The 22161-nt window shown below is 67.3% G+C and carries 23 protein-coding genes and 1 pseudogene; 16 read left to right on the plus strand and 8 right to left on the minus strand.

The window, feature by feature from the left end; translation table 11 throughout:
- Positions 1 to 116, minus strand: a pseudogene (locus ACTJLF_RS02460) (superoxide dismutase [Fe]); the annotation flags it as partial.
- 50 nt (positions 117 to 166) lie between these two features.
- A complete protein-coding gene (xseA, locus tag ACTJLF_RS02465; RefSeq protein WP_132751114.1) occupies positions 167 to 1480 on the minus strand; it encodes an exodeoxyribonuclease VII large subunit in 1314 nt (437 codons plus the stop codon).
- 313 nt (positions 1481 to 1793) lie between these two features.
- Between xseA and ACTJLF_RS02470 the strand changes: the two genes are divergently transcribed.
- The 6 genes from ACTJLF_RS02470 to adk all read left to right on the plus strand — a co-directional run bounded on the left by ACTJLF_RS02470 (position 1794) and on the right by adk (position 5702).
- Complete coding sequence (locus ACTJLF_RS02470; RefSeq protein WP_019652464.1) at positions 1794 to 2426, plus strand: MotA/TolQ/ExbB proton channel family protein; 633 nt, start codon at positions 1794 to 1796, stop codon at positions 2424 to 2426.
- A gap of 100 nt (positions 2427 to 2526) precedes the next feature.
- Positions 2527 to 2952 carry an ExbD/TolR family protein gene (locus ACTJLF_RS02475; RefSeq protein WP_409327440.1) on the plus strand — a complete coding sequence of 142 codons (426 nt, stop codon included), beginning with the start codon at positions 2527 to 2529 and terminating at the stop codon, positions 2950 to 2952.
- Positions 2953 to 3975, plus strand: a complete 1023-nt coding sequence (gene lpxK, locus ACTJLF_RS02480; protein ID WP_132751115.1) for a tetraacyldisaccharide 4'-kinase — start codon at positions 2953 to 2955, stop codon at positions 3973 to 3975.
- Positions 3956 to 4138 carry a Trm112 family protein gene (locus ACTJLF_RS02485; protein WP_019652461.1) on the plus strand — a complete coding sequence of 61 codons (183 nt, stop codon included), beginning with the start codon at positions 3956 to 3958 and terminating at the stop codon, positions 4136 to 4138. Before lpxK ends, ACTJLF_RS02485 begins: the two co-directional genes overlap by 20 nt.
- The gene (gene kdsB / locus ACTJLF_RS02490) at positions 4135 to 4908 is read left to right on the plus strand and encodes a 3-deoxy-manno-octulosonate cytidylyltransferase (protein WP_132751116.1); all 774 of its coding nucleotides are present in this window, start codon (positions 4135 to 4137) and stop codon (positions 4906 to 4908) included. The genes ACTJLF_RS02485 and kdsB overlap by 4 nt, the downstream gene beginning before the upstream one ends.
- A gap of 137 nt (positions 4909 to 5045) precedes the next feature.
- Positions 5046 to 5702 (plus strand): adenylate kinase, encoded by a 657-nt coding sequence (adk, locus tag ACTJLF_RS02495; protein ID WP_019652459.1) that lies wholly within the window; start codon positions 5046 to 5048, stop codon positions 5700 to 5702.
- A gap of 63 nt (positions 5703 to 5765) precedes the next feature.
- Here the strand turns inward: adk and ACTJLF_RS02500 are convergent, their stop codons facing one another.
- On the minus strand, positions 5766 to 6731 hold the full coding sequence (locus ACTJLF_RS02500) for an asparaginase (RefSeq protein WP_132797969.1): 966 nt from the start codon (positions 6729 to 6731) through the stop codon (positions 5766 to 5768).
- 73 nt (positions 6732 to 6804) lie between these two features.
- Between ACTJLF_RS02500 and lexA the strand changes: the two genes are divergently transcribed.
- The 9 genes from lexA (at position 6805) to ACTJLF_RS02545 (ending at position 16038) form a co-directional block, all read left to right on the plus strand.
- On the plus strand, positions 6805 to 7488 hold the full coding sequence (lexA, locus tag ACTJLF_RS02505; protein ID WP_019652457.1) for a transcriptional repressor LexA: 684 nt from the start codon (positions 6805 to 6807) through the stop codon (positions 7486 to 7488).
- A 148-nt stretch (positions 7489 to 7636) separates the two neighbouring features.
- The gene (locus tag ACTJLF_RS02510) at positions 7637 to 8014 is read left to right on the plus strand and encodes a hypothetical protein (RefSeq protein WP_019652456.1); all 378 of its coding nucleotides are present in this window, start codon (positions 7637 to 7639) and stop codon (positions 8012 to 8014) included.
- Between the two features lie 112 nt (positions 8015 to 8126).
- A complete protein-coding gene (locus ACTJLF_RS02515; RefSeq protein WP_132797971.1) occupies positions 8127 to 9134 on the plus strand; it encodes a D-2-hydroxyacid dehydrogenase family protein in 1008 nt (335 codons plus the stop codon).
- Positions 9131 to 10288, plus strand: coding sequence for an MFS transporter (locus tag ACTJLF_RS02520; protein ID WP_132751118.1), 1158 nt, complete (start codon positions 9131 to 9133; stop codon positions 10286 to 10288). Before ACTJLF_RS02515 ends, ACTJLF_RS02520 begins: the two co-directional genes overlap by 4 nt.
- 155 nt (positions 10289 to 10443) lie before the next feature.
- Positions 10444 to 11964, plus strand: a complete 1521-nt coding sequence (locus ACTJLF_RS02525; protein WP_354408806.1) for a 3-hydroxyacyl-CoA dehydrogenase — start codon at positions 10444 to 10446, stop codon at positions 11962 to 11964.
- 33 nt (positions 11965 to 11997) lie between these two features.
- Positions 11998 to 12780, plus strand: a complete 783-nt coding sequence (locus ACTJLF_RS02530; protein WP_019652452.1) for an oxepin-CoA hydrolase, alternative type — start codon at positions 11998 to 12000, stop codon at positions 12778 to 12780.
- An 81-nt stretch (positions 12781 to 12861) separates the two neighbouring features.
- Complete coding sequence (locus tag ACTJLF_RS02535) at positions 12862 to 13581, plus strand: Crp/Fnr family transcriptional regulator (RefSeq protein WP_019652451.1); 720 nt, start codon at positions 12862 to 12864, stop codon at positions 13579 to 13581.
- Between the two features lie 50 nt (positions 13582 to 13631).
- Positions 13632 to 14738, plus strand: coding sequence for a phosphotransferase (locus ACTJLF_RS02540; protein WP_132797973.1), 1107 nt, complete (start codon positions 13632 to 13634; stop codon positions 14736 to 14738).
- A 28-nt stretch (positions 14739 to 14766) separates the two neighbouring features.
- Positions 14767 to 16038: an acyl-CoA dehydrogenase family protein gene (locus ACTJLF_RS02545; protein ID WP_019652449.1), complete on the plus strand. Its 1272-nt coding sequence runs from the start codon at positions 14767 to 14769 to the stop codon at positions 16036 to 16038.
- 80 nt (positions 16039 to 16118) lie between these two features.
- Here ACTJLF_RS02545 and ACTJLF_RS02550 read toward each other — a convergent pair whose 3' ends face one another.
- The 5 genes from ACTJLF_RS02550 to ACTJLF_RS02570 form a co-directional block, all read right to left on the minus strand.
- On the minus strand, positions 16119 to 16616 hold the full coding sequence (locus ACTJLF_RS02550; RefSeq protein ID WP_132797975.1) for a GNAT family N-acetyltransferase: 498 nt from the start codon (positions 16614 to 16616) through the stop codon (positions 16119 to 16121).
- Positions 16613 to 17950: a phosphoglucosamine mutase gene (gene glmM / locus ACTJLF_RS02555; protein ID WP_132751124.1), complete on the minus strand. Its 1338-nt coding sequence runs from the start codon at positions 17948 to 17950 to the stop codon at positions 16613 to 16615. Before glmM ends, ACTJLF_RS02550 begins: the two co-directional genes overlap by 4 nt.
- On the minus strand, positions 17947 to 18831 hold the full coding sequence (folP, locus tag ACTJLF_RS02560; RefSeq protein ID WP_132751125.1) for a dihydropteroate synthase: 885 nt from the start codon (positions 18829 to 18831) through the stop codon (positions 17947 to 17949). The genes glmM and folP overlap by 4 nt, the downstream gene beginning before the upstream one ends.
- Positions 18832 to 18890: 59 nt before the next feature.
- Positions 18891 to 20810: an ATP-dependent zinc metalloprotease FtsH gene (ftsH, locus tag ACTJLF_RS02565; protein ID WP_019652445.1), complete on the minus strand. Its 1920-nt coding sequence runs from the start codon at positions 20808 to 20810 to the stop codon at positions 18891 to 18893.
- A 166-nt stretch (positions 20811 to 20976) separates the two neighbouring features.
- Positions 20977 to 21645 carry an RlmE family RNA methyltransferase gene (locus ACTJLF_RS02570; protein WP_126181958.1) on the minus strand — a complete coding sequence of 223 codons (669 nt, stop codon included), beginning with the start codon at positions 21643 to 21645 and terminating at the stop codon, positions 20977 to 20979.
- A gap of 33 nt (positions 21646 to 21678) precedes the next feature.
- Here ACTJLF_RS02570 and ACTJLF_RS02575 point away from each other — a divergent pair, with 33 nt between their 5' ends.
- Entirely contained in the window at positions 21679 to 22158 is a 480-nt protein-coding gene (locus ACTJLF_RS02575; RefSeq protein ID WP_019652443.1) for a YhbY family RNA-binding protein, read from the plus strand.
- The last annotated feature ends 3 nt before the right edge of the window (positions 22159 to 22161 follow it).

The following is a 22161-nucleotide window of genomic DNA, read 5'->3' on the forward strand; positions in this document are numbered from 1 at the left end:
AGGTTCACCACGTAGGCGTTGTGGTGCTTGCCGTAGTGGTACTCGAGGGTTTCCTTCGAATACTCGGGTGCCAGTGCGTCCAGGGCGTACGGCAGGGGTGGGAGCACATGTTCCATGGTTTTTTACTCGTGGGTTGGTTGCGGGAAAGAGGGATTCTAGGAAGTAATCATCGAGACGGCGTCGGACGCGTTCCCGTCGCACCGCCCGGTGTGACGGTCAGGTCGACCTCGCCGTCGGCGAGCCGCGCCTTGACGGCATCGCCGGGCCCAAGCTGCCCTGCGCTGACGATCGCATGGCCGTCCACATCGGTGAGCCAGGCGTAGCCGCGCTGCAGCACCAGCGCCGGATCGAGCAGCCGCATGCGCAGAGCCACGCGCTCCAGCCGATCGCGGCGCTGGGTCACCGCGCGCTCAAGCTTCTGCGGAAAGTCGGCGGCGATCCGGCGCGGCGCCTGCGTGAGGCGCTCCCTGCGGGCCAGCACCGTGTAGCGCAGGCGCTGCGCATGATGGGCAAGGCGCACCTGCTGCCGGCTCACCAGGCCCGACGGACGCCCCAGGCGCCCCGCTGCCTGGTCGAGCCGCTGCCCGAGCGTATCGAGGCGCCCGCCCAAGGCATCGCCCAAGCGCTCCTCGATCAGGTCTAGAGCTCCCAGCCACACGTCGCGCGGCGCGCTGACCAGCTCCGCGGCGGCGGTGGGCGTCGGCGCGCGCAGGTCGGCGCAGAAATCGGCGATGGTGAAGTCGGTTTCGTGCCCCACCCCGCTGACCAGCGGCACCGGGCTGCGCACGATGGTGCGGGCCAGCGTCTCGTCGTTGAAGGCCCAGAGGTCTTCGATGGAGCCGCCGCCACGCACCAGCAAGATCACATCGACGGCAGGCGTCAGTTCGTACAGCGACTGCAGCGCCCGCACCAGCTCTCCCGGCGCATTGGCGCCCTGCACCGCCGCAGGCGCAAGCACGACCGGGATGTGCGGAACACGTCTTCGCAGCGCAGTGACCACGTCGTGCAGCGCGGCCGCGCCAAGCGAAGTGACGATGCCGATCGAACGCGGCATGGTCGGCAGCGCACGCTTGCGTGCCGGATCGAAGAGGCCTTCCGCTTCGAGGCGCGCCTTGCGCTGAAGGAACTGCTCGAACAGGGCGCCCTGCCCCGCCCGGCGCAGGCTCTCGACCACCAATTGCAGATCGCCGCGCGGCTCGTAGACGGCGAGCCGCCCGCGCACCTCGACCTGGTCGCCGTCGCGCGGCGAAAAATCGAGCAGGCCGGCAGCACGACGAAACATCGCGCAGCGCAGTTGGCCGGATTCGTCCTTGAGCGCGAAATAACAATGTCCGCTCGAAGCACGGGAAAAGCCCGAGATTTCGCCGCGCACGGACACCGGGTTGAAGCGCGCGTCGAGCGCATCGGCAACAGCTCGGCACAGCGCGCCGACAGCCCAGACGCGCGGCCCCGGCACGGAATTCGGTTCACGCAAGCTCACAAAGTGCACGCTCGGCCGAATGCCACTCTTCCACAACGGGCGCCATGGCCCCCGCATTCAGCCCTCGGGGCAGGACAGCTGCACGGTTTCTCGTGCAACCTGTTGATTTCATTGAAAAAAGTGCTGCTCAAAATTCAGTCGATCCAGCGAAAAGGCCGTCCCATGCGGGTCCGGACACGTTGCGCAGCAGGTTAATCACAAAGTTATCCACAGAATCTGTGCGTCCTTGCTGACACAAAAACAAGGCGCGTGACGATGGTGACCTCAGTGGATAATCGCCGCGCATTTGCAGTCTACGGGCCGGAGGATTTTCTTGTTTTCCATCATAGTTGCCGCAGGTTGGCCGATCTGGCCCCTGCTTGCTTGTTCGGTCATCGCGCTCGCGCTGGTTATAGAACGTTTCACGAGCCTCAAGACGGTGAGGGTCCTTCCGCCGAAGCTGCTCGATGAAACCATCACCGCTTCGCATGGCGCGATTCCCGGGCCCGATGTGGTGACCAAACTGGAACGCAACTCGATGCTCGGCCAGGTGCTGGCCGCCGGCCTGCGCGCGCTGAACGCCAATCCGCGCTGCACCGAGGACGACCTGCGCGCCGCGATGGAAGCCTCGGGTCGCACCGTGGCGCACAGGCTAGAGCGCTACCTTCCTGCGCTGGCCACCATCGCCTCGGCAGCCCCGCTGCTGGGCCTGCTGGGTACCGTGATCGGCATGATCGAGATCTTCGGCTCGCAGTCGCCCGGCAGCGGCGCCGTAGGCTCGGGCAACCCGGCCCAGCTGGCGCACGGCATCTCGATCGCGCTCTACAACACTGCCTTCGGCCTGATCGTCGCCATTCCGACGCTGATCTTCTGGCGCTACTTCCGCAGCAGGGTCGACGAGTACCTGTTGAACCTCGAGCTCTCCGGCGAGCGCTTCGCCCGCCATCTGAACGCACTGCGCAAATGATGGCCCCAACGCCTGTCACTGCGTGCTCTGCGCTGCCGCCCGAGCGGGCAGCCGCCTCCTTGCAGCGTCGCGACGGAGACTTGTCATGACCCGCGGCCGCATGCAGTTCCGCCACGGCGCGCGCGACGAGCCGGAGATCAACCTGATCCCGTTCATCGACGTGCTGCTGGTGATCCTGATCTTCCTGATGCTGTCGACCACCTACAGCAAGTTCACCGAGATGCAGCTGCGCCTGCCCACGGCGGACGTCGACGCGCAGCGCGACTATCCGAAGGAAGTGATCGTTTCGGTGTCGGCCGACGGCCGCTATTCGATCAACAAGAATCCCGTGGCCGACCGCAGCGTGGAGACCGTGACGGCCGCTCTCGCCGCCGCGGCCACCGGCGGCAAGGACAGCGTCGTGATCATCAGCGCCGACGCGACCAGCCCGCACCAGGCCGTGGTGACGGTGATGGAGGCCGCGCGCCGCGCGGGCCTGATGCAGATCACCTTCGCGGCCCAGTCGACGGCGCAGGCCGGCCGCTGAGTGCCTTCCGAAGGCAGCGGCAACAGCGGCCACACAGGTTCGCGCCTGCAGCAGGCCTGGCTGCACCGCGGCCTCCTGGCCTGCCTGCTCTGGCCCCTGTCGCTCGTCTATGCCGCGCTGTTCGCCTTGCGCGGCCTGCTCTATCGCGCGGGATTGCTGAGGGTTGAGCGAGTGCAGGTACCCGTGATCGTGGTCGGCAACGTGATCGCGGGGGGTGCAGGAAAAACGCCGGTCGTGATGGCCGTCGTGCGTCACCTGCAGGCGCGCGGCAAGCGGGTCGGCGTGGTGTCGCGCGGCTATGGCCGGCGCACCGACGACTGCCGCGAAGTGCTCGGCGACAGCGATCCGCAGGACGTTGGCGACGAACCGGCGCTGATCCACCATGCGACCGGGGCACCGGTGTTCGTGGCGCGCCGGCGCATCGATGCGGCGCGCGCCCTGCTCGAGCGGCATCCGGCCACGCAGGTCATCGTCAGCGACGACGGGCTGCAGCACCTGGCCCTGGCGCGCGACATCGAGATCTGCGTATTCGACGACCGCGGAATCGGAAACGGCTGGCGCCTGCCTGCCGGCCCGTTGCGAGAAGCCTGGCCGCGCCGCTGCGACCTGGTGCTGCACAGCGGATCGCGGCCGGCTTTCGCGGGCGGGCATACCGCCACGCGTGCTCTTTCGGACACCGCCGTGGGCAGCGACGGCAAGCGCGTGCCCCTGGCATCCCTGGCCGGCAGGCCCCTGGTCGCACTGGCGGCGATCGCGCGGCCCGAGGCCTTCTTCGAGATGCTGCGCGCCCGCGGCCTGACGCTTGCCGACACCATCGCGCTGCCCGATCACTTCGATTTCGAGAGCTGGCAACGCCCATCGGGTCTGGACCAGACCCTCGTCTGCACCGAGAAAGACGCCGTCAAGCTGTGGCGCAAGGCGCCCGACGCACTGGCAGTGCCGCTGGAGTTCTCGCCCTCTGCGGATTTCTTCGCGGCACTCGACGCAAAGCTATCATCGCTCGATGGATACCAAGCTGCTTGAACTGCTCGTCTGCCCCGTCACCAAGGGGCCGCTGACCTGGAACCCCGAGAAGCAGGAGCTGTGGTCGCGCAGCGCCCGACTCGCGTATCCGGTGCGAGACGGCATTCCGGTGCTGCTCGAGAACGAGGCACGCGCGCTCTCCGACGAAGAGCTCGGACTGTGAGCTTCACCGTTCTGGTTCCGGCGCGGCTCGCGTCGACGAGGCTCCCCAACAAACCCCTGGCCGACATCGCAGGCGTGCCGATGGTGGTACGCGTGGCGCGGCGGGCAAGCGAATCGGGCGCGGCACGCGTGGTGGTCGCGGGCGACGATCCCTCCATCATCGAGGCCTGCAAGGCGCACGGCGTCGATGTCGTCCTCACACGACAGGACCATCCCAGCGGCACCGACCGGCTGGCCGAAGCCTGCGAACAGCTGGGTCTCGATGGCGACGACATCGTCGTCAATGTCCAGGGCGACGAGCCGCTGATCGACCCCGCGCTGATCGATGCCGTGGCATCCACGCTGGCCACGCATGCCCAGGCGGCGATGAGCACCGCCGCCCACGAGATCGACTCGGTCGGCGACTTCATGAATCCCAACGTGGTGAAGGTCGTGCTCGACGCTCAGGGCGACGCGATGTATTTCAGCCGCGCGCCCATTCCATGGTGGCGCGACGGCTCGGCCAATGGTGCCGCACCCACGGTGCTGCCTGCAGCCCCTGCCCCGCTGCGCCACATCGGCATCTACGGGTACCGCGCGGGCTTCGTACGGCGCTTTCCTTCCCTGCCGCCTTCCCCCGTGGAGGCGACGGAAGCGCTCGAACAGCTGCGCGCCCTGTGGCACGGCCATCGCATCGCGGTGCACGTGAGTGACGCTGCCCCGGGGCCCGGCATCGACACGCCCGAGGACCTGGCACGCGTCCGTGCGGTCTTCGCGGCCGCCGGGCACTGAGCCTTCGCGTCCTTCCGGCTGCAAGTAGCGGGATTTCCCGAAGGGCACGCATGCTATCCTCGAAGCAACTCCGCCCAGCCCAGCCATGGGGCCGAAGCTCGGCGCGACACAAGATCTAAGAACCGTCCGAGGACACCATGAGACTAATTTTGCTGGGCGCGCCCGGGGCGGGCAAAGGCACGCAAGCGGCCTTCATTTGCCAGAAATACAGCATTCCCCAGATTTCCACGGGCGACATGCTGCGCGCAGCCGTCAAGGCCGGCACGCCGCTCGGACTGCAGGCCAAGGCGGTCATGGACGCCGGCGCTCTGGTCAGCGACGACCTGATCATCAACCTCGTAAAGGAACGCATCGCGCAGCCCGACTGTGCCAGCGGCTTCCTGTTCGACGGTTTTCCTCGCACCATCCCCCAGGCCGACGCCATGAAGGCGGCAGGCGTCAAGCTCGACTACGTGCTCGAGATCGACGTGCCCTTCAGCGACATCATCGAGCGCATGAGCGGCCGCCGTTCGCATCCGGCTTCGGGCCGCACCTACCACGTCAAGTTCAATCCACCCAAGGTGGAAGGCAAGGACGACGTGACCGGCGAGGACCTGATCCAGCGCGAGGACGACAAGGAAGAAACCGTTCGCAAGCGGCTCGACGTGTACAGCCAGCAGACGCGTCCGCTGGTCGACTACTACTCGGCCTGGGCCAAGGCCGATCCGGCCGCCGCGCCGAAATACCGCGCCATCAAGGGCGTGGGCACGGTCGACGAGATCACCCAGCGTGCCTTGGCCGCGCTGAGCAGCTGATCGAAACATCGACCGAGCATCCGACCCGCACCGAACCGCCCCTCCAGAGGGGCGGTTCTGCTTTCAGCCCAGCAACTCGAGCACCAGGGCGATTCGGGCCTTCACGGGCGTCAGCTCGCCCGCATCGCGAAGCAGGTCGCCCGTCTTCGGCAGGATGCGCCCGTTCGAGCAGCGCGTCGCGCGGAGCACTGCGATACCCGCATCCTGCGCCTTGAACGCGGCAGCTTCCAGCGCATGGTGCAAGGTGCCGTTGCCGGTGGTCGCCAGCACCAGTCCGCGCAGAGGGTCCGGTCCGCCCGCCTGAAGCAGTGCTTCGACCACGGCGCCGCTGGCGCCGGCGTGGCTCATCACGATCTCCACCCTTGGCCATTGCAGCTCGGCCGCTTCGAAGAGCTTCGCGACCGACATTCCGCCACCCTGCGGCCACGGCCGGACAAGGCGCAGTTCGCCCTCCTCCACATAGCCCACGGGCCCCGCATCGCCCGAAGCGAAAGCGTCGAGGCGGTAGGTGTGGACCTTCTGAATGTCGACGCCGGAATGGATCGCACCGGCGCACACCACCGTCACGCCGCTCGCACCCCGGGTCGCGGCGACACCGATGGCGTCGCGCACGTTCTGGGGGCCGTCAGGCGACAGTGCGGTGGCCGGGCGCATCGCGCAGGTCAGCACCACCGGTTTGGAGGAGGCGAGCACCGAGTGCAGGAAGAAGGCCGTCTCCTCGATCGTGTCGGTGCCGTGGGTGATCACCACGCCTGCCACGTCGGGCTGCGCCAGCCAGTGCGCGCAGCGCCTGGCCAGTTGCTGCCAGATGGCGAAGGACATGTCCTTGCTGTCGACCTGCGCAACCTGCTCGGCCTCCAGCGTCACGCCTGCGGGCGCCTCGATGTCACCGAGCAGGTCGGCCACGCTCACCTGCGCGGCCGTGTAGCCGATGTTGTCGTCACTGCTGGCGGCGCGGCCCGCGATGGTGCCGCCGGTGCCCAAAACCACGACCCGACGTGGCAGCCCGGACGAAGAGGAATTGACCATGGCTTGTCAACTTCTAAAAACTGGTTAAAAATACAGGCACTGGATATCCAACCAGTGCCGCAAGGAACCACACATGCAGTTCGCCGTGAAGCTTACAGCCCGCCAGCAGCAGATCCTGGACCTCATCCAGAGTGCCATCGCCCGTACAGGTGCGCCGCCCACGCGCGCCGAAATCGCCAATGAACTCGGGTTCAAGTCCGCCAACGCCGCCGAAGAACACCTGCAGGCACTGGCTCGCAAGGGCGTCATCGAGCTGGTCAGCGGCACCTCGCGCGGCATCCGCCTCAAGGGCGACGCGCTGCGCTCTCTCAACGAAACGCGCCATCGCGAAGGCAACCAGTTCTCGCTCTCGCTGCCCGGAATGGCCCAGCTGGCGCTGCCGCTGATCGGTCGCGTCGCAGCCGGCTCGCCCATCCTGGCCCAGGAGCACGTCGACCAGACCTACTACGTCGAGAACACGCTGTTCCAGCGCCAGCCCGACTACCTGCTCAAGGTGCGCGGCATGTCGATGCGCGACGCCGGCATCATGGACGGCGACCTGCTCGCGGTACAGGCCACCAAGGAAGCACGCAACGGCCAGATCGTGGTCGCGCGCCTCGGCGACGAAGTAACGGTCAAGCGCCTGAAGCGCAACAAGCAGGTCATCGAGCTGCACGCCGAGAACCCCGACTACCCGACCATCATCGTGCAGCCCGGCGAGCCCTTCGAGATCGAGGGCCTCGCGGTCGGCCTCATCCGCAACACCATGCTGATGTAGGCCGCGGCTGCCTGCTTTCCAGAGCAACAGCACCCCATCCGGCAGCGACAGGTGGCGGGCGTATGGCGAAGCTTCTTCGCCATCACCCTGTCGCAGCCGACTCAAGAAATCCTGCCTGTGTTCAACCTCATACTTTCTTGGAGTTCACATGGGAATCGCCCTCCTCGCCATCGCCGACATCTGGATGCCGCTGCAATCGCTGGCCAATCGACTGATGCCGGCGCGCCGCCCCTCCCGCCGCGGGGACCATCTCGACACCGCCGAATCTTCGGCTGGCCTGCGCTACGTGGCGGTTCGCCCTGCCTGTACCGCCCGCAGCAGCGGTACCACGCCATCCGAATCGGCCGCTCAGGCACGCCCTCTTCGCGTCGTCCGCGTGGTCGATGGCAAGGGACAGCAACGCGGCAACAACCGCATGGTGATCTCCGGCCGCATGGCCGACGTGTGCGCCGAACTCGACCGGCTGGCCGCCCTGGAAGCCGCCGAGACCATGGCCGCCGCGCCTCGCTCGACGCGACTGCATTGAGCCTGAACCGAGCCCTTTAGCGGGCTCCTGACGCCCTGCGATCGGCTGCGGGGCGGGTATCCAAACGTTTGCCAGCGCGACATTCCAATGCTGCGAGGCACAATGGCGTGCCATGAACATTGTGATCCTCGACGATTACCAGGACGCCGTACGCAAGCTGCGCTGCGCTTCCAAGCTGGACGCATACGCGGCCAAGGTCTATACCAACACGGTGAAGGGCATTGGACAGTTGTCGGTTCGCCTCAAGGACGCCGACGTGATCGTGCTGATCCGCGAACGCACCCAGATCTCGCGCCAGCTGATCGAAAAGCTCCCGAAGCTCAAGCTCATTTCCCAGACCGGGCGCGTGGCCGGGCACATCGACGTCGCGGCCTGCACCGAGCGGGGCGTGGCGGTGGCAGAGGGCTCCGGCTCTCCCCAGGCGCCCGCCGAGCTCACCTGGGCGCTCATCATGGCGGCCATGCGCCGGCTGCCGCAGTACATCAGCAACCTCAAACATGGCGCCTGGCAGCAGTCGGGCCTGAAGTCGGCCTCCATGCCGCCCAACTTCGGCATCGGCTCGGTGCTCAAGGGCAAGACGCTGTGCATCTGGGGCTACGGGCGCATCGGCCAACTGGTCGCGCGCTACGGACAGGCTTTCGGCATGCAGGTCGTGATCTGGGGCCGTGAAGCCAGCTGCGCCAAGGCGCGTTCCGACGGTTTCCAGGTGGCCCAGAGCCGCCATGAATTCTTCGCCGCTGCCGACGTGCTGTCGGTCCACCTGCGGCTCAACGAAGAGACCAACGGCCTCATCACGCTCGAAGACCTCTCGCGCATGAAGCCGACCGCCCTGTTCGTGAACACCTCCCGCGCGGAACTGGTCGAGGCCGACGCCCTTCTCGCGGCCCTCAACCGCGGCCGCCCCGGGCTCGCGGCCGTCGACGTGTTCGAGAGCGAGCCGCCGCTGCAGGGCCACGCGCTGCTGCGCCTAGAGAACTGCATCTGCACGCCGCACATCGGCTACGTCGAGCAGGAAAGCTACGAGAGCTATTTCGGCCAGGCCTTCGACAACGTCGTGAGCTTCATCAAGGGCAACCCCACCAACATCGTGAATCCCGGCGCGCTGCAGGTCCGCCGGTGAGCCAGCCGGCGCCACAGAGAGCGCTCTGGGCGCTGCTTGCCGGCAACTTCGTGATCGGCACGGGCGTCATGGTCGTGCCCGGTACGCTCAACGAGATCAGCGCCTCGCTCTCGGTCACGGCCGCCACGGCCGGGCAGTTGATCACTGCCGCCGCCGCGGTCATGTGCGTCGGCGCACCGCTGCTGGCCGCCGCAGTGGCCGGATGGGACCGGCGCCAGCTTCTCGCCCTCACCCTGCTCTGGTACGCCTTCGGCCACGTGGCCTGCGCGCTGATGCCCAGCTTCGGCGCGCTGCTGCCGGTGCGCATGCTCACGGTGATCGCGCCGGCCATCTTCACGCCCCAGGCCGCCGCCTGCGCCGGCCTGCTGGTGCCGCCGGAGCATCGCGGGCGGGCCGTCACCTTCGTCTTTCTCGGCTGGTCGATGGCCTCGGTGCTGGGACTGCCCATCGGCGCGCTGATCGGCGGGCATCTTGGCTGGCGCATGGCTTTCGGCGCGATTGCGGCGCTCAGTGTCGCGAGCGCGACATCGGTGTGGCTCACCTTGCCGATCGGCATCCGTCCTGCCGCGCTGACGGCTGCTGCATGGTCGCGCGTGCTGCGCAGCCCGGTGCTGATGGGCATCGTCTCGGTCACGGCGCTGCAGGGCGCGGGCCAGTTCGTGCTCTTCAGCTACTTCGGGCCGATCCTCAAGCAGAGCTACGGCGCCGACGCCACCACGCTCAGCGTGATGTGGGCGCTGTTCGGCGTGTGCGGGCTGGTGGGCAACATGCTGGTCAGCCGATTCATCGACCGCGTGGGCGCCGGGCGCATGGTGCTCGTCACCACGCTGCTGATCTCGCTGAGCCTGCTGCTGTGGCCCATGGCCTCCACGCTGGCCTTGCTGGCCGCGGTGCTCGTTCCATGGGGGCTGGGCTGCTTCGCGGCCAACTCGGCACAGCAGGCGCGGCTGGTGGGCCTGGCGCCCGCGCTGGCGCCGGGCTCGGTGGCGCTCAACAGCTCCGGCATCTACACCGGCCAGGCCGTCGGTGCGGCGCTGGGCGGATGGCTGCTGGCCCATGACGCCAGCGCCTGGATGAGCTGGGTCGGCCTCGGCCTGCTGATGGTCGCCATCTCGCTGAGCGTTGCGATCGACCGCAGCCGGCGCGCCCCCTGAAAGCGCGCCCCCGCGTAAAACCCGTCACGGCCCCTGCGCGCGGGGCTGCAAAATCGGAGTCCTCGACTGCGGCAGCGGCATCCATCGATGCCGCGTCGCGTCGGCGCCTGCACGGCGGGCCCGGATACCACCCAACCAGTGAAAATCTCCAGCAAATGACAGTGAACTACTCCCGAATCGGCGTCGTCGGCGCCGGCGCCATGGGGCGCGGCATCGCGCAGATCGCAGCGCAGGCAGGCAGCGAAGTGCTGCTGCTCGACAGCTTCGCAGGCGCCGCCGAGCGCGGGCGCGAAGCTCTCGGCGCCCAATGGAACAAGCTGCACGAGAAGAACAAGATCGATGCCGCCACACGCGACGCCTGCATCGCCCGCGTGAAGGCTGTCGATTCGATCCAGGCGCTGGCCGGCTGCGACCTGGTGGTCGAGGCCATCGTCGAAGATCTCGAAGTCAAGCGCAAGCTGTTCCGCGAACTCGAAGGCGTGGTGGCCGAGACCGCCACGCTTGTCACCAACACCTCGTCCCTCTCGGTGACGGCCATCGCAGCGGGGCTGAAGCATCCGGCGCGCGTCGCGGGCTTCCACTTCTTCAACCCGGTGCCGCTGATGAAGGTGGTCGAGGTGGTCGCGGGCTTCAAGACCGCCCCCGAAGTCTGCAGGCAGCTCGCCGGCTACGCCACGCAGATGGGCCACAGCGCAGTGCAGGCGCAGGACACGCCCGGCTTCATCGTCAACCATGCAGGCCGGGGCTACGGCACCGAGGCGCTGCGCATCGTCGGTGAAGGCGTGGCCGATTTCGCGACCGTCGACCGCATCCTCAAGGACCAGGCCGGCTTCCGCCTCGGCCCCTTCGAGCTGCTGGACCTGACGGCGCTCGACGTGTCGCATCCGGTGATGGAGTCGATCTACCACCAGTACTTCGAGGAGCCGCGCTTCCGACCCAGCGTGATCACCGCACAGCGCCTGGCTGCCGGCGCGCTGGGCCGCAAGACCGGCGAAGGTTTCTACCGCTACGACGACGGCGTGATGCAGCAGGCGCCCGAGGCGCCCGCGCCGGTCGTCGAGGGTACGCCTTCGGTGTGGGTGTCGCCGCGTGCGGCACGCCGCGCCGAACTGCTTCGCCTGGTGAACACGCTGGGCGCGCAGATCGACAGCGGCGCCACTGCCGCGCCGCAATCGCTGATCCTGGTCGCGCCGCTGGGCTTCGACGTGACCACGGTCGCCGCCGTCGAGCGGCTGGACGCCACGCGCACCGTCGGCATCGACATGCTGATCGACGATGCAGCCACCAAGCGCCGCGTACTCGCCACCAACCCGGCCACGCGCCGCGACATCCGCGATGCCGCGCACGCCCTCTTCGCACGCGACGGCAAGGCCGTAAGCGTGATCCGCGACAGCGGCGGCTTCGTCACGCAGCGCGTGATCGGCACCATCGTCAACATCGCCGCCGACATGTGCCAGCAGCGCGTGTGCACGCCGGCCGACCTCGAGACCGCCGTGCAGCTGGGCCTGGGCTATCCGCGCGGCCCGCTCGCCATGGGCAACCTCTACGGGCCGACCAACATGCTCGAGGTGCTGTTCAACCTGCAGACGGTGTATGGCGACCCGCGCTATCGCCCGAGCCCCTGGCTACGCCGCCGCGGCGCGCTGGGCCTGAGCCTGTTGCACGAAGAAGAATGATCGCGAAATAACAGACGAGCACGGAAACGATCCATGAGCACCGCAGAACTCAAGAGCACGAGCGAGGGCAGCACCATGGTGCTGACGATCTCCAACCCCACCCAGCGCAACGCGCTGGGCCCCGACATCTACGCGGCGGGCATCGAGGCGCTCAACGGCGCCGAGAACAGCGCGGAGATTCGCAGCGTGGTCATCGTGGGCGAAGGCTCATGGTTCTGCGCCGGCGGCTCGCTGCAGCGGCTGCTGGCCAACCGGCAGCTCGACCGCTCAGTGCAGGCCGAGAGCATCGAGGGCCTGCACAACTGGATCGATTCGATCCGCACCTTTCCCAAGCCGGTCATCGCTGCCGTCGAAGGCGCTGCGGCGGGCGCGGGCTTCTCGCTCGCGCTGGCCTGCGACTTCGTGGTGTCGGCGCGCGATGCGGTGTTCGCGGCCTCGTACAGCAACGTGGCGCTGTCGCCCGACGGCGGCCTGAGCTGGCACCTCGGCCGGCAGCTGCCGCGCCAGCTTGCGAGCGAATGGCTGATGAACGGCGAGCGCATCGCGGCTTCGCGCCTGCATGCGCTGGGCCTCGTCAACGAGCTCACCGAAAGCGGCCAGGCCCTTGCGGGCGCACTGGCACTGGCGGGCAGGCTCAACGCGCGTGCGCCGAATTCGCTGGCCAGCATCAAGGAGCTGCTGAGCGAGGCCCGGGGCGCCACGCTGGCCTCGCAGCTCGCGCAGGAGCGAGATCACTTCGTGCGCAACCTGCATCACGCGAACGCGGGCATCGGCATCGCCGCGTTCCTCGAGAAGAAGCCGCCGCAATACGAGTAAGTACCCATGTGACGAGCCGGCGCCCGACGGCGTCGCTCCCGTGACACCCACCAGCTTTCCAGTCGCCGAGAGGACAGACCAATGGACGACCCCATTCTTACCATCGAAGAACGTGAAGCGATCAACAGTGGTCGCTGGTTTTCTTCCCTTTCTCCATCGCTGCGGCACGACATCCTCCGATGCGCCTTCGTCAAACGCTACAAGGACGGCGACCTGATCGCTGCCCGCGGCGATCCGCCCGAACACTGGATCGCCTGTGCCAAGGGCGCAGTGCGCGTGAGCTCGACGGCCGTCTCGGGCAAGCAAGTGACGCTGACCTACGTGGAGCCGGGCATCTGGTTCGGCGACGTGGCGATGTTCGACGGGGACCGGCGCACGCACGACACCTACTCGCATGGCGACACCACCATCCTGTGCGTGGCGCGCGCCGACTTCCAGAAGATCCTGGCCTCGCACGTGGAGCTGTACGAGGCGCTGATGCGGCTGCAGGCGCGGCGCATCCGCACGCTCTTCGGGCTGGTGGAAGACCTCAACACCCTGCCCCTGCGCGCGCGGCTGGCCAAGCAGCTCATCCACCTGGTGCGCAGCTACGGCGTGCCCAACCTGGAAGACGGCAGCCAGATGCGCATCGGCCTGCAGCTGGCGCAGGAAGAACTGGCGCAGCTGCTGGGCGCATCGCGCCAGCGGGTGAACCAGGAGCTCAAGACCATGGAGCGCGAGGGCACCATCCGCATCGAGCCGGGCGGCCTCGTGGTGCTCGACCGGGCGGCGCTGATGCGCGTCTCGGAAGCTGAGAGCTAGGGCGGCAACGACCACCAGAACAACAACCACAGGCAGACAAACACACCGACATGAGCCAGGACTTCTCCTCCTTCATCGGCACCCGTGCCGTCTCGCAACAGCACGCCTTCGACGTCGACGCGCTCGCGGCCTGGCTCGGGAAGAACCTCGACGGCTTCAAGGGCCCGCTGACGGTCGAGATGTTCAAGGGCGGCCAGTCGAACCCGACCTACAAGCTGGTCACGCCCACGCAGAGCTTCGTGATGCGCGCCAAGCCGGGCCCGGTCGCGAAGCTGCTGCCCTCGGCCCACGCGGTGGAGCGCGAGTACAAGGTGATGAGCGGCCTGGCCGGCACCGACGTGCCCGTGCCGCGCATGTACTGCCTGTGCGAAGACGAGAGCGTGATCGGCCGTGCCTTCTACGTCATGGAGTTCATGCAGGGCCGCGTGCTGTGGGATCAGTCGCTGCCCGGCATGAGCAACGCCGAGCGCGCCGCCCATTACGACGAGATGAACCGCGTGATCGCGGCGCTGCACACCGTCGACTTCGCCGCCCGCGGCCTGGCCGACTACGGCAAGCCCGGCAACTACTTCGAGCGCCAGATCGGCCGCTGGAGCAAGCAGTACAAGGCATCGGCCGACGGCGCGGGCGAGCTCTCGCAGCCCATCGAAGCCATGGAGCGGCTGATCGACTGGCTGCCGGCCCACATGCCCGCAAGCGCGCGCGACGAGAGCAAGGTGTCGATCGTCCATGGCGACTACCGCCTCGACAACGTGATGTTCCATGCCACCGAGCCGCGCATCATCGCGGTGCTCGACTGGGAGCTGTCGACGCTGGGCCATCCGCTGGCCGACTTCAGCTACCACTGCATGTCGTGGCACATGCCGCCGACCACCGGACGCGGCATCGGCGGTGTCGATGTCGCCTCGCTGGGCATCCCCACCGAGAACGAATACATCCGCCGCTACTGCGAGCGCACCCGCATCAGCACGCCCGAGGCGCTCGCGCCCGACTGGAACTTCTACCAGGCCTACAACCTGTTCCGCATGGCCGCGATCCTGCAAGGCATTGCCAAGCGGGTCGAGGCCGGCACCGCGTCGAGCGAGCAAGCCGTGGCATCCGCCCGCGGCGCCCGCCCCATGGCCGACATGGCCTGGCAGTTTGCCCAGAAGGCATAAGCCGCCCCACCCCACCAGGAGAGACAAGATGGACTTCGAATACTCGGCCAAGACCAAGGACCTGCAGAAGCGCGTGCAGGCATTCATGGACGACCACATCTATCCGGCCGAAGCCGAGTACGCCGCCGAACTTGCCGCGAACACCGCCGCCGGCAAGCGCTGGACGGCGCTCAAGACGGTCGAGAAGCTCAAGGAGAAGGCAAAGGCCCAGGGCCTGTGGAACCTGTTCCTGCCGGTCGACAGCGCAGCAGCCTCCGGCTACGACGGCGCCGGCCTGACCAACCAGGAATACGCCCCGCTGGCCGAGATCATGGGCCGGGTGCCATGGGCATCGGAGGCCTTCAACTGCTCGGCGCCCGACACCGGCAACATGGAGACCATCGCGCGCTACGGCTCGGAAGAGATCAAGGCACGCTGGCTCAAGCCGCTGCTCGAAGGCCAGATCCGCTCGGCCTTCGCGATGACCGAACCCGAAGTGGCCTCGAGCGACGCCACCAACATCTCCACGCGCATCGAGCGCCAGGGCGACGAGTACGTCATCAACGGTCACAAGTGGTGGATCTCCGGCGCGGCCGATCCGCGCTGCGCGGTCTTCATCACCATGGGCAAGAGCGACCCCGAGGCGCCGCGCCATTCGCAGCAGAGCATGATCGTCGTGCCGGCCGACGCCAAGGGCATCCGCATCGTGCGCCCGCTGAACGTGATGGGCTACGACGACGCGCCGCACGGCCACGTCGAGATGTACTTCGAGAACGTGCGCGTGCCCGCGAGCAACATGCTGCTGGGCGAAGGCCGCGGCTTCGAGATCGCCCAGGGCCGCCTCGGCCCCGGACGCATCCACCACTGCATGCGCCTGATCGGCCTGGCCGAGCGCGCGCTGGAGCTGATGTGCAAGCGCGCCTCGTCGCGCGTGGCCTTCGGCAAGACCGTGGCTTCGCAGACGGTGACGCAGGAGCGCATCGCCGAAGCCCGCTGCAAGATCGACATGGCCCGCCTGCTCACTCTGAAGGCCGCATGGCTGATGGACGTGGCCGGCAACAAGGTCGCGAAGAACGAGATCGCGATGATCAAGGTGGTGGCTCCCTCGATGGCCTGCCAGGTGATCGACTGGGCCATGCAGGTCCACGGCGGCGGCGGCATGTGCGACGACTTCCCGCTGGCATCGGCCTATGCCGGCGCACGCACGCTGCGCTTCGCGGACGGTCCGGACGAAGTGCACCGCAATGCGATCGCCAAGTGGGAGCTGGGCAAGTACGCACCGGGCAAGGCCGACGCCGAAATGCCGGTGACGCGCTTCTGATCTGACTTGCGCGCTCTCCCCCTGGGAGAGCGCTGGGGTGAGGGCCGACGGCGATCGATTCGCCCCGGCCCTTTTCTTTTTCAGAGCTTCTTCTGCAGGAAGACAGCCGTGCCGAAAGCCGGGTCGAGCTGGTAGCCCGCGAAGCCTTCGCGCTCATAGGCGCGCAACGCCGGCGCGTTGCCCGACAGCACCTCCAGCGTCAGCTTGCAGGCACCGCGCCTGCGGGCCTCCTCTTCCACCAGCGCAAACATCTGCTGCGCAACGCGCTTCCCACGATGGCTGGGCAGCACCACCACGTCGTGGATATTCACGAGCGGCCTGGCGGCGAAAGTCGAGAAGCCCTCGATGCAGTTGACAAGGCCCACGGGCTGGCCGCCTTCATACGCCAGCACGCTGAACGCCTGGGGCCGCGCAGCCAGTTCAGCCGGCAGCCTCTGGCGCACGGCAGCCTCGAGCGGCTTGCCGCCCCCGGCCGGATCGCTGGCATAGGCATCGAGAAGGTCGACCAGCGCGGCCGCGTGGGCGGTATTGCGATAGTCGGCAATGAACACCTCGATCGGCGTCGGCGCCGCCGTCATCGCGCGGGCTCCAGCGTCGCCGCGAGGCGCTTGGCGCAGGACTCGGCCTGCTTCGCATCGCGTGCCTCGACCATCACGCGCACCAGCGGCTCGGTGCCGCTCGCGCGGATCAGCACGCGGCCGGAATCGCCGAGCTCGGCTTCGATGCGCTCGGTTTCGCTGGCCAGCGCCTTGTTGGCCTTCCAGTCCTGGTCGGGCGAGATGCGCACGTTGATGAGCGTCTGCGGGAACAGGGTTACGCCCTCGAGCAGCTGCGCCACCGTCTTGCCGCTGCGCACGCAGGCCTGCAGCACCTGCAGCGCACTCACGATGCCGTCGCCGGTGGTGTGGCGGTCGAGCGCCAGCAGGTGGCCGGAGCCCTCGCCACCCAGCAGCCAGCCGCGCTTGTCGAGCTCTTCGAGCACGTAGCGGTCGCCGACCTTGGCGCGCACGAACTCGATGCCCTGCTTGCGCAGGGCCATCTCGACGGCCTTGTTGGTCATGAGCGTGCCGACCACGCCCACCGGCTTGTCGCCGCGCGCGATGCGCTCGGACACCATGAGGTAGAGCAGTTCGTCGCCGTTGAAGAGGCGCCCGCTCGCGTCGACCAGCTGCAGGCGGTCGGCGTCGCCGTCGAGTGCGATGCCGTAGTCGGCCTTCTGCGCCGTCACCGCTGCGATCAGCGCCTCGGGATGCGTGGCGCCGAAGCCCTTGTTGATGTTCAGTCCGTCGGGGGCGACGCCGATGCTGGTCACTTCAGCGCCCAGTTCGTGGAACACGTTGGGTGCCACCTGGTAGGCCGCGCCGTGGGCCGCATCGACCACCAGCTTCATGTCGCGCAGGCTCAGGTCATTGGCGAAGGTGCTCTTGCAGAACTCGATGTAGCGCCCGGGCGCGTCGTTCAGGCGGCGCGCCTTGCCGAGGTTGGCGGAATCGACCCATACCGGGTCTTCTTCCAGCGCGGCCTCGACGGCCAGTTCCCAGGCGTCGTCGAGCTTGGTGCCCTGCGCGCTGAAGAACTTGATGCCGTTGTCCGGATACGCGTTGTGGCTGGCGCTGATCACCACGCCGAGGCTCGCACGCTGCGCGCGGGTGAGATAAGCGACGCCGGGCGTCGGCAGCGGCCCCAGCAGCACCACGTCGACACCGGCAGAGTTGAAGCCGGACTCGAGCGCGGATTCGAGCATGTAGCCCGAGATGCGCGTGTCCTTGCCGATGAGCACCGTGGGGCGCGACTGCGTCTTCTTGAGCACGCGGCCCACGGCGTGCGCGAGGCGCAGGACGAAGTCGGGAGTGATGGGCGCCTTGCCTACGGTGCCACGGATGCCGTCGGTGCCGAAATATTTGCGGGTCATGTTGAGGGTGTCTGCTCTTGTGTTTGTTGTAGTGACTCTTGCGCCTTCATGGCGCGCCATACCGCGAGTGCCGCGACGGTGTCGCGCACGTCGTGTACGCGCACCACGGCCGCTCCCCTGTCCACCGCCAGCACCGCCGCGGCGACGCTGGGCACGATTCGCTCCCCCGCCACCTCGATGCCGGTGACCGCACCGATCGACGACTTGCGCGACCAGCCCAGCAGCAGCGGATAGCCACCGGCGAGCAACTCGCGCTGCCGCGCGAGCAAGGCGAAGTTCTGTGCCACCGTCTTGCCGAAGCCAACACCAGGATCGAGTGTGATGCGCGAGGAATCGACTCCCATCGCGCGCAGGAGTTGCACCTGGGCCGAAAGGAATGACAGCACTTCGGGAACCACATCGCCCACCATGGGCAACGCCTGCATGGTCTGCGGATCGCGATGCATGTGCATCAGGCAGATGCCACACGAGGGGTGCGCGGCGACCGCCTCGCGCGCGCCCGGCTGACGCAGCGCCCAGATGTCATTGACGATGTCCGCGCCCAGGTCGAGCACCGCGCGCATGACTTCGGGCTTGTAGGTGTCGATGGAGATCGGTACGTTCAGCCTGACAGCCTCGCGCACCACCGGCACCACGCGCGCCAGTTCGGCATCGAGCGGCACCGCGGGGCTGCCGGGACGGGTCGACTCGCCGCCGATGTCGAGGATGTCGACGCCTTCCTTCAGCAGCTGCTCGCAGTGCCGGAGGGCCGCCTCGGTAGAGGCATGGGTGCCGCCATCGGAAAAGGAATCGGGCGTGACATTGACGATGCCCATGACGCGCGGCTGCGCGAGGTCGATGCGGAAGCGGGAGGTCTGCCAGAAGGCGCCGCCGGCGCTCATCTGTCCGCCATCGAAAACGGGGCCAGAGGCCCCGTTGTTGTCTGACGCCAAGCTCGCGCTCACGCTGCGTTGGGAGCCGGGTCGGTCGTCACGGCCGGCGTGCCGCCGCTGCCGCCACCGCTGCCCGAAGGCGGGATGCGGGGCGTCCAGTCCTTGGGAGGACGGGGCGCGCGGCCGGCCATGATGTCGTCGAGCTGCTCGGTGTCGATGGTTTCCCATTCGAGCAGCGCCTTGGCCATGGCGTGCATCTTGTCGCTGTTCTCCTCGATCAGGCGGCGCGCCAAGGCGTACTGCTCGTCGATGATGCGGCGGACTTCCGAGTCGACCTTCTCCATGGTCTGCTCGCTCATGTTCGTGGTCTTGGTGACCGAGCGGCCCAGGAACACTTCGCCTTCGTTCTCGGCGTAGACCATCGGGCCGAGCGCATCGCTCATGCCGTACTTCATGACCATGTCGCGCGCCAGGTTGGTGGCACGCTCGAAGTCGTTGCTCGCGCCGGTGGTCATCTGGTGCATGAACACTTCCTCGGCGATGCGGCCGCCGAACAGCATGCTGATCTGGTTCAGCATGTACTCGCGGTCGTAGCTGTAGCGGTCCTGCGACGGCAGGCTCATGGTCACACCGAGGGCGCGGCCGCGCGGAATGATCGTGACCTTGTGGACCGGGTCGCACTTGGGCAGCAGCTTGCCGATGAGGGCATGGCCGGACTCGTGGTAGGCCGTGTTGCGGCGCTCTTCCTCGGGCATGACCATGCTCTTGCGCTCGGGGCCCATGAAGATCTTGTCCTTGGCCTTCTCGAAGTCCTGCATCTCGACCACGCGCGCATTGCGGCGGGCGGCCATCAGGGCGGCTTCGTTGCAGAGGTTGGCCAGATCGGCGCCGGACATGCCGGGCGTGCCGCGGGCGATCACGCTCGGATTCACGTCCTGGCCCAGCGGGACCTTGCGCATGTGCACGCCGAGGATCTGCTCGCGGCCGCGGATGTCGGGCAGCGTGACGTAGACCTGGCGGTCGAAACGCCCCGGGCGCAGCAGAGCGGCGTCCAGGATGTCGGGGCGGTTGGTGGCAGCCACCACGATCACGCCGAGGTTGGTTTCGAAGCCGTCCATCTCGACCAGCATCTGGTTGAGCGTCTGCTCGCGTTCATCGTTGCCGCCGCCGAGGCCGGCGCCGCGCTGGCGGCCCACCGCATCGATTTCGTCGATGAAGATGATGCAGGGAGCGTTCTTCTTGGCGTTCTCGAACATGTCGCGGACACGGGCAGCACCCACGCCGACGAACATCTCGACGAAGTCGGAACCCGAGATCGAGAAGAAAGGCACCTTGGCTTCGCCGGCGATCGACTTGGCCAGCAGCGTCTTGCCGGTGCCCGGAGGGCCGACCAGCAGCAGGCCGCGCGGGATGCGGCCGCCGAGCTTCTGGAAGCGCTGCGGGTCCTTCAGGAAGTCGACGACTTCACGGACTTCTTCCTTGGCCTCGTCGCAGCCCGCGACGTCGGCGAAGGTGACCGTGTTGTTGTTCTCGTCCATCATGCGGGCCTTGCTCTTGCCGAAGCTGAACGCCCCGCCCTTGCCGCCGCCCTGCATCTGTCGCATGAAGTAGATCCAGACGCCGATCAGCAGCAGCATCGGGCCCCAGCTGACCAGCAGGGTCATGAGCAGGGAGCTTTCTTCGCGCGGCTTGACGTCGAACTTGACGTTGTGGTCGATCAGGTCGCCCACGAGACCGCGGTCGAGCACGGTTGCGGTCGTGCGGATCTTGCGGTCGTCGTTCGTGACGGCGACGATCTCGCCGCCTGCTGCGCCTTCAGGAATGACGGCGCTCTTGATCTGGTTGTTGCGGACCTGATCCAGAAACTCGGAGTAGCTGACTGTCCCCGAGCCGACGCCACCGCGGGTGTCGAACTGCTTGAAGACAGTGAACAACACCATGGCAATGACGAGCCATACGGCAACTTTGGAAAACCACTGATTGTTCAAACGAAGCTCCAGGCTAAAGCGCGTGACAGGTGAATGAAAAAACGCGCTGTGGGTACGCAATTGCGCCCCATTTTAGGCTTTTCAAGCTACGAAAAGCTGGCATTTCCCTAATGCAGCCATAGCCTGACATGGGTTTGCGCCGCAAAGGATGTTGCTCGGGCCGGTATCAAGGCGTATCCGCTGCCTTCAGCCCCACCCCGACCAGGAATGTCTCGGCCGATTTGTCCCGCGACGCCTTGGGCTTGAAAGGTTTCACGACACGGAAATTGGCCTTGAAGAGCTTCACCAGCTCGTCGTAGCCGCTGCCATGGAAAACCTTGGCCACCAGCGCCCCCTCGGGCTTCAGGTGGTTCTGGGCGAAGTCGATGGCCAGCTCGATCAGGTGCGAAACGCGGGCCGCGTCGGCCGAATGGATGCCCGACAGGTTGGGCGCCATGTCCGAAACCACAAGATCGGCCTTGCGTCCGGCGAGCACGCCGAGCAACTGTTGCAGCAGGTCGTCCTCCCGGAAATCGCCCTGCAGGAAGGTCACGCCCTCGATGGGCTCCATCGGCAGCAGGTCGAGCGAGATGATGGTGCCGTTCAGTTCACCTGCGGCAGCCCCGCCCGGCGACATGCGCCGGCGCAGGTACTGGCTCCAGGCGCCCGGCGCGGAGCCGAGGTCCACCACCAGCTGGCCCGGCTTGATCAGGCCGAGCGACTCGTCGATCTCCTTGAGCTTGTAGGCGGCGCGAGCCCGGTAGCCCTCCTTCGTAGCGAGCTTCACATAGGGGTCGTTGATATGGTCGTGCAGCCACGCCTTGTTGACTTTCTTGCTTTTGGCTTTGGTGCTCATGGGGGTCTTCGTGTACGGGTCGATAATACGGGGATGCCCGCCATTCAACTTACCCCTGCCGAGCGCAAGGTGCATCGCGCCGAAGCTCACCACCTGGATCCGATCGTCATGGTCGGTGGAGACGGGCTCACCCCTGCCGTGAAGAAGGAAGCCGACGCGGCGCTCAAGGCCCATGGCCTGATCAAGATCCGCGTCTTCTCCGACGACCGCCTGGCCCGCGACGCCATGCTGCGCGAACTGGCCGACGAACTCGATGCCGCCCCGATCCAGCACATCGGCAAGCTGCTCGTGCTGTGGCGCCCGAAGCCCGAGAAGGAACGCGTGGTCGACGAAGACCGCATGCCCGGCCCGCGCGACGTGAAGATCGTCAAGTACAGCAAGCGCGGCGGCCAGCGCCCTGAAATCAAGACCCTGCGCGTGCTGGGCAACCAGCGTCTCACCCCGGGCGGCACCATCAAGCGCGCCAAGGCGAAGCGGCCGCTGTCGGCCAAGAAGCGCAACCAGGCGGATTGAGCC

It is taken from the genome of Variovorax sp. 22077 (genome assembly GCF_052044195.1).
Classification (GTDB): Bacteria; Pseudomonadota; Gammaproteobacteria; order Burkholderiales; family Burkholderiaceae_C; genus Variovorax; species Variovorax atrisoli.

Coding starts and splice junctions, on each gene's coding strand:
- glmM (WP_132751124.1), bottom strand. CDS start 17,950: ATGACCCGCAAATATTTCGGCACCGACGGCATCCGTGGCACCGTAGGC.
- ACTJLF_RS02475 (WP_409327440.1), top strand. CDS start 2,527: ATGCAGTTCCGCCACGGCGCGCGCGACGAGCCGGAGATCAACCTGATC.
- ACTJLF_RS02545 (WP_019652449.1), top strand. CDS start 14,767: ATGGACTTCGAATACTCGGCCAAGACCAAGGACCTGCAGAAGCGCGTG.
- adk (WP_019652459.1), top strand. CDS start 5,046: ATGAGACTAATTTTGCTGGGCGCGCCCGGGGCGGGCAAAGGCACGCAA.
- ACTJLF_RS02510 (WP_019652456.1), top strand. CDS start 7,637: ATGGGAATCGCCCTCCTCGCCATCGCCGACATCTGGATGCCGCTGCAA.
- ACTJLF_RS02515 (WP_132797971.1), top strand. CDS start 8,127: ATGAACATTGTGATCCTCGACGATTACCAGGACGCCGTACGCAAGCTG.
- ACTJLF_RS02575 (WP_019652443.1), top strand. CDS start 21,679: ATGCCCGCCATTCAACTTACCCCTGCCGAGCGCAAGGTGCATCGCGCC.
- folP (WP_132751125.1), bottom strand. CDS start 18,831: ATGAGCGCCGGCGGCGCCTTCTGGCAGACCTCCCGCTTCCGCATCGAC.
- ACTJLF_RS02500 (WP_132797969.1), bottom strand. CDS start 6,731: ATGGTCAATTCCTCTTCGTCCGGGCTGCCACGTCGGGTCGTGGTTTTG.
- ACTJLF_RS02530 (WP_019652452.1), top strand. CDS start 11,998: ATGAGCACCGCAGAACTCAAGAGCACGAGCGAGGGCAGCACCATGGTG.
- ACTJLF_RS02525 (WP_354408806.1), top strand. CDS start 10,444: ATGACAGTGAACTACTCCCGAATCGGCGTCGTCGGCGCCGGCGCCATG.
- ACTJLF_RS02570 (WP_126181958.1), bottom strand. CDS start 21,645: ATGAGCACCAAAGCCAAAAGCAAGAAAGTCAACAAGGCGTGGCTGCAC.
- lexA (WP_019652457.1), top strand. CDS start 6,805: ATGCAGTTCGCCGTGAAGCTTACAGCCCGCCAGCAGCAGATCCTGGAC.
- ACTJLF_RS02535 (WP_019652451.1), top strand. CDS start 12,862: ATGGACGACCCCATTCTTACCATCGAAGAACGTGAAGCGATCAACAGT.
- ACTJLF_RS02550 (WP_132797975.1), bottom strand. CDS start 16,616: ATGACGGCGGCGCCGACGCCGATCGAGGTGTTCATTGCCGACTATCGC.
- ACTJLF_RS02485 (WP_019652461.1), top strand. CDS start 3,956: ATGGATACCAAGCTGCTTGAACTGCTCGTCTGCCCCGTCACCAAGGGG.
- ACTJLF_RS02540 (WP_132797973.1), top strand. CDS start 13,632: ATGAGCCAGGACTTCTCCTCCTTCATCGGCACCCGTGCCGTCTCGCAA.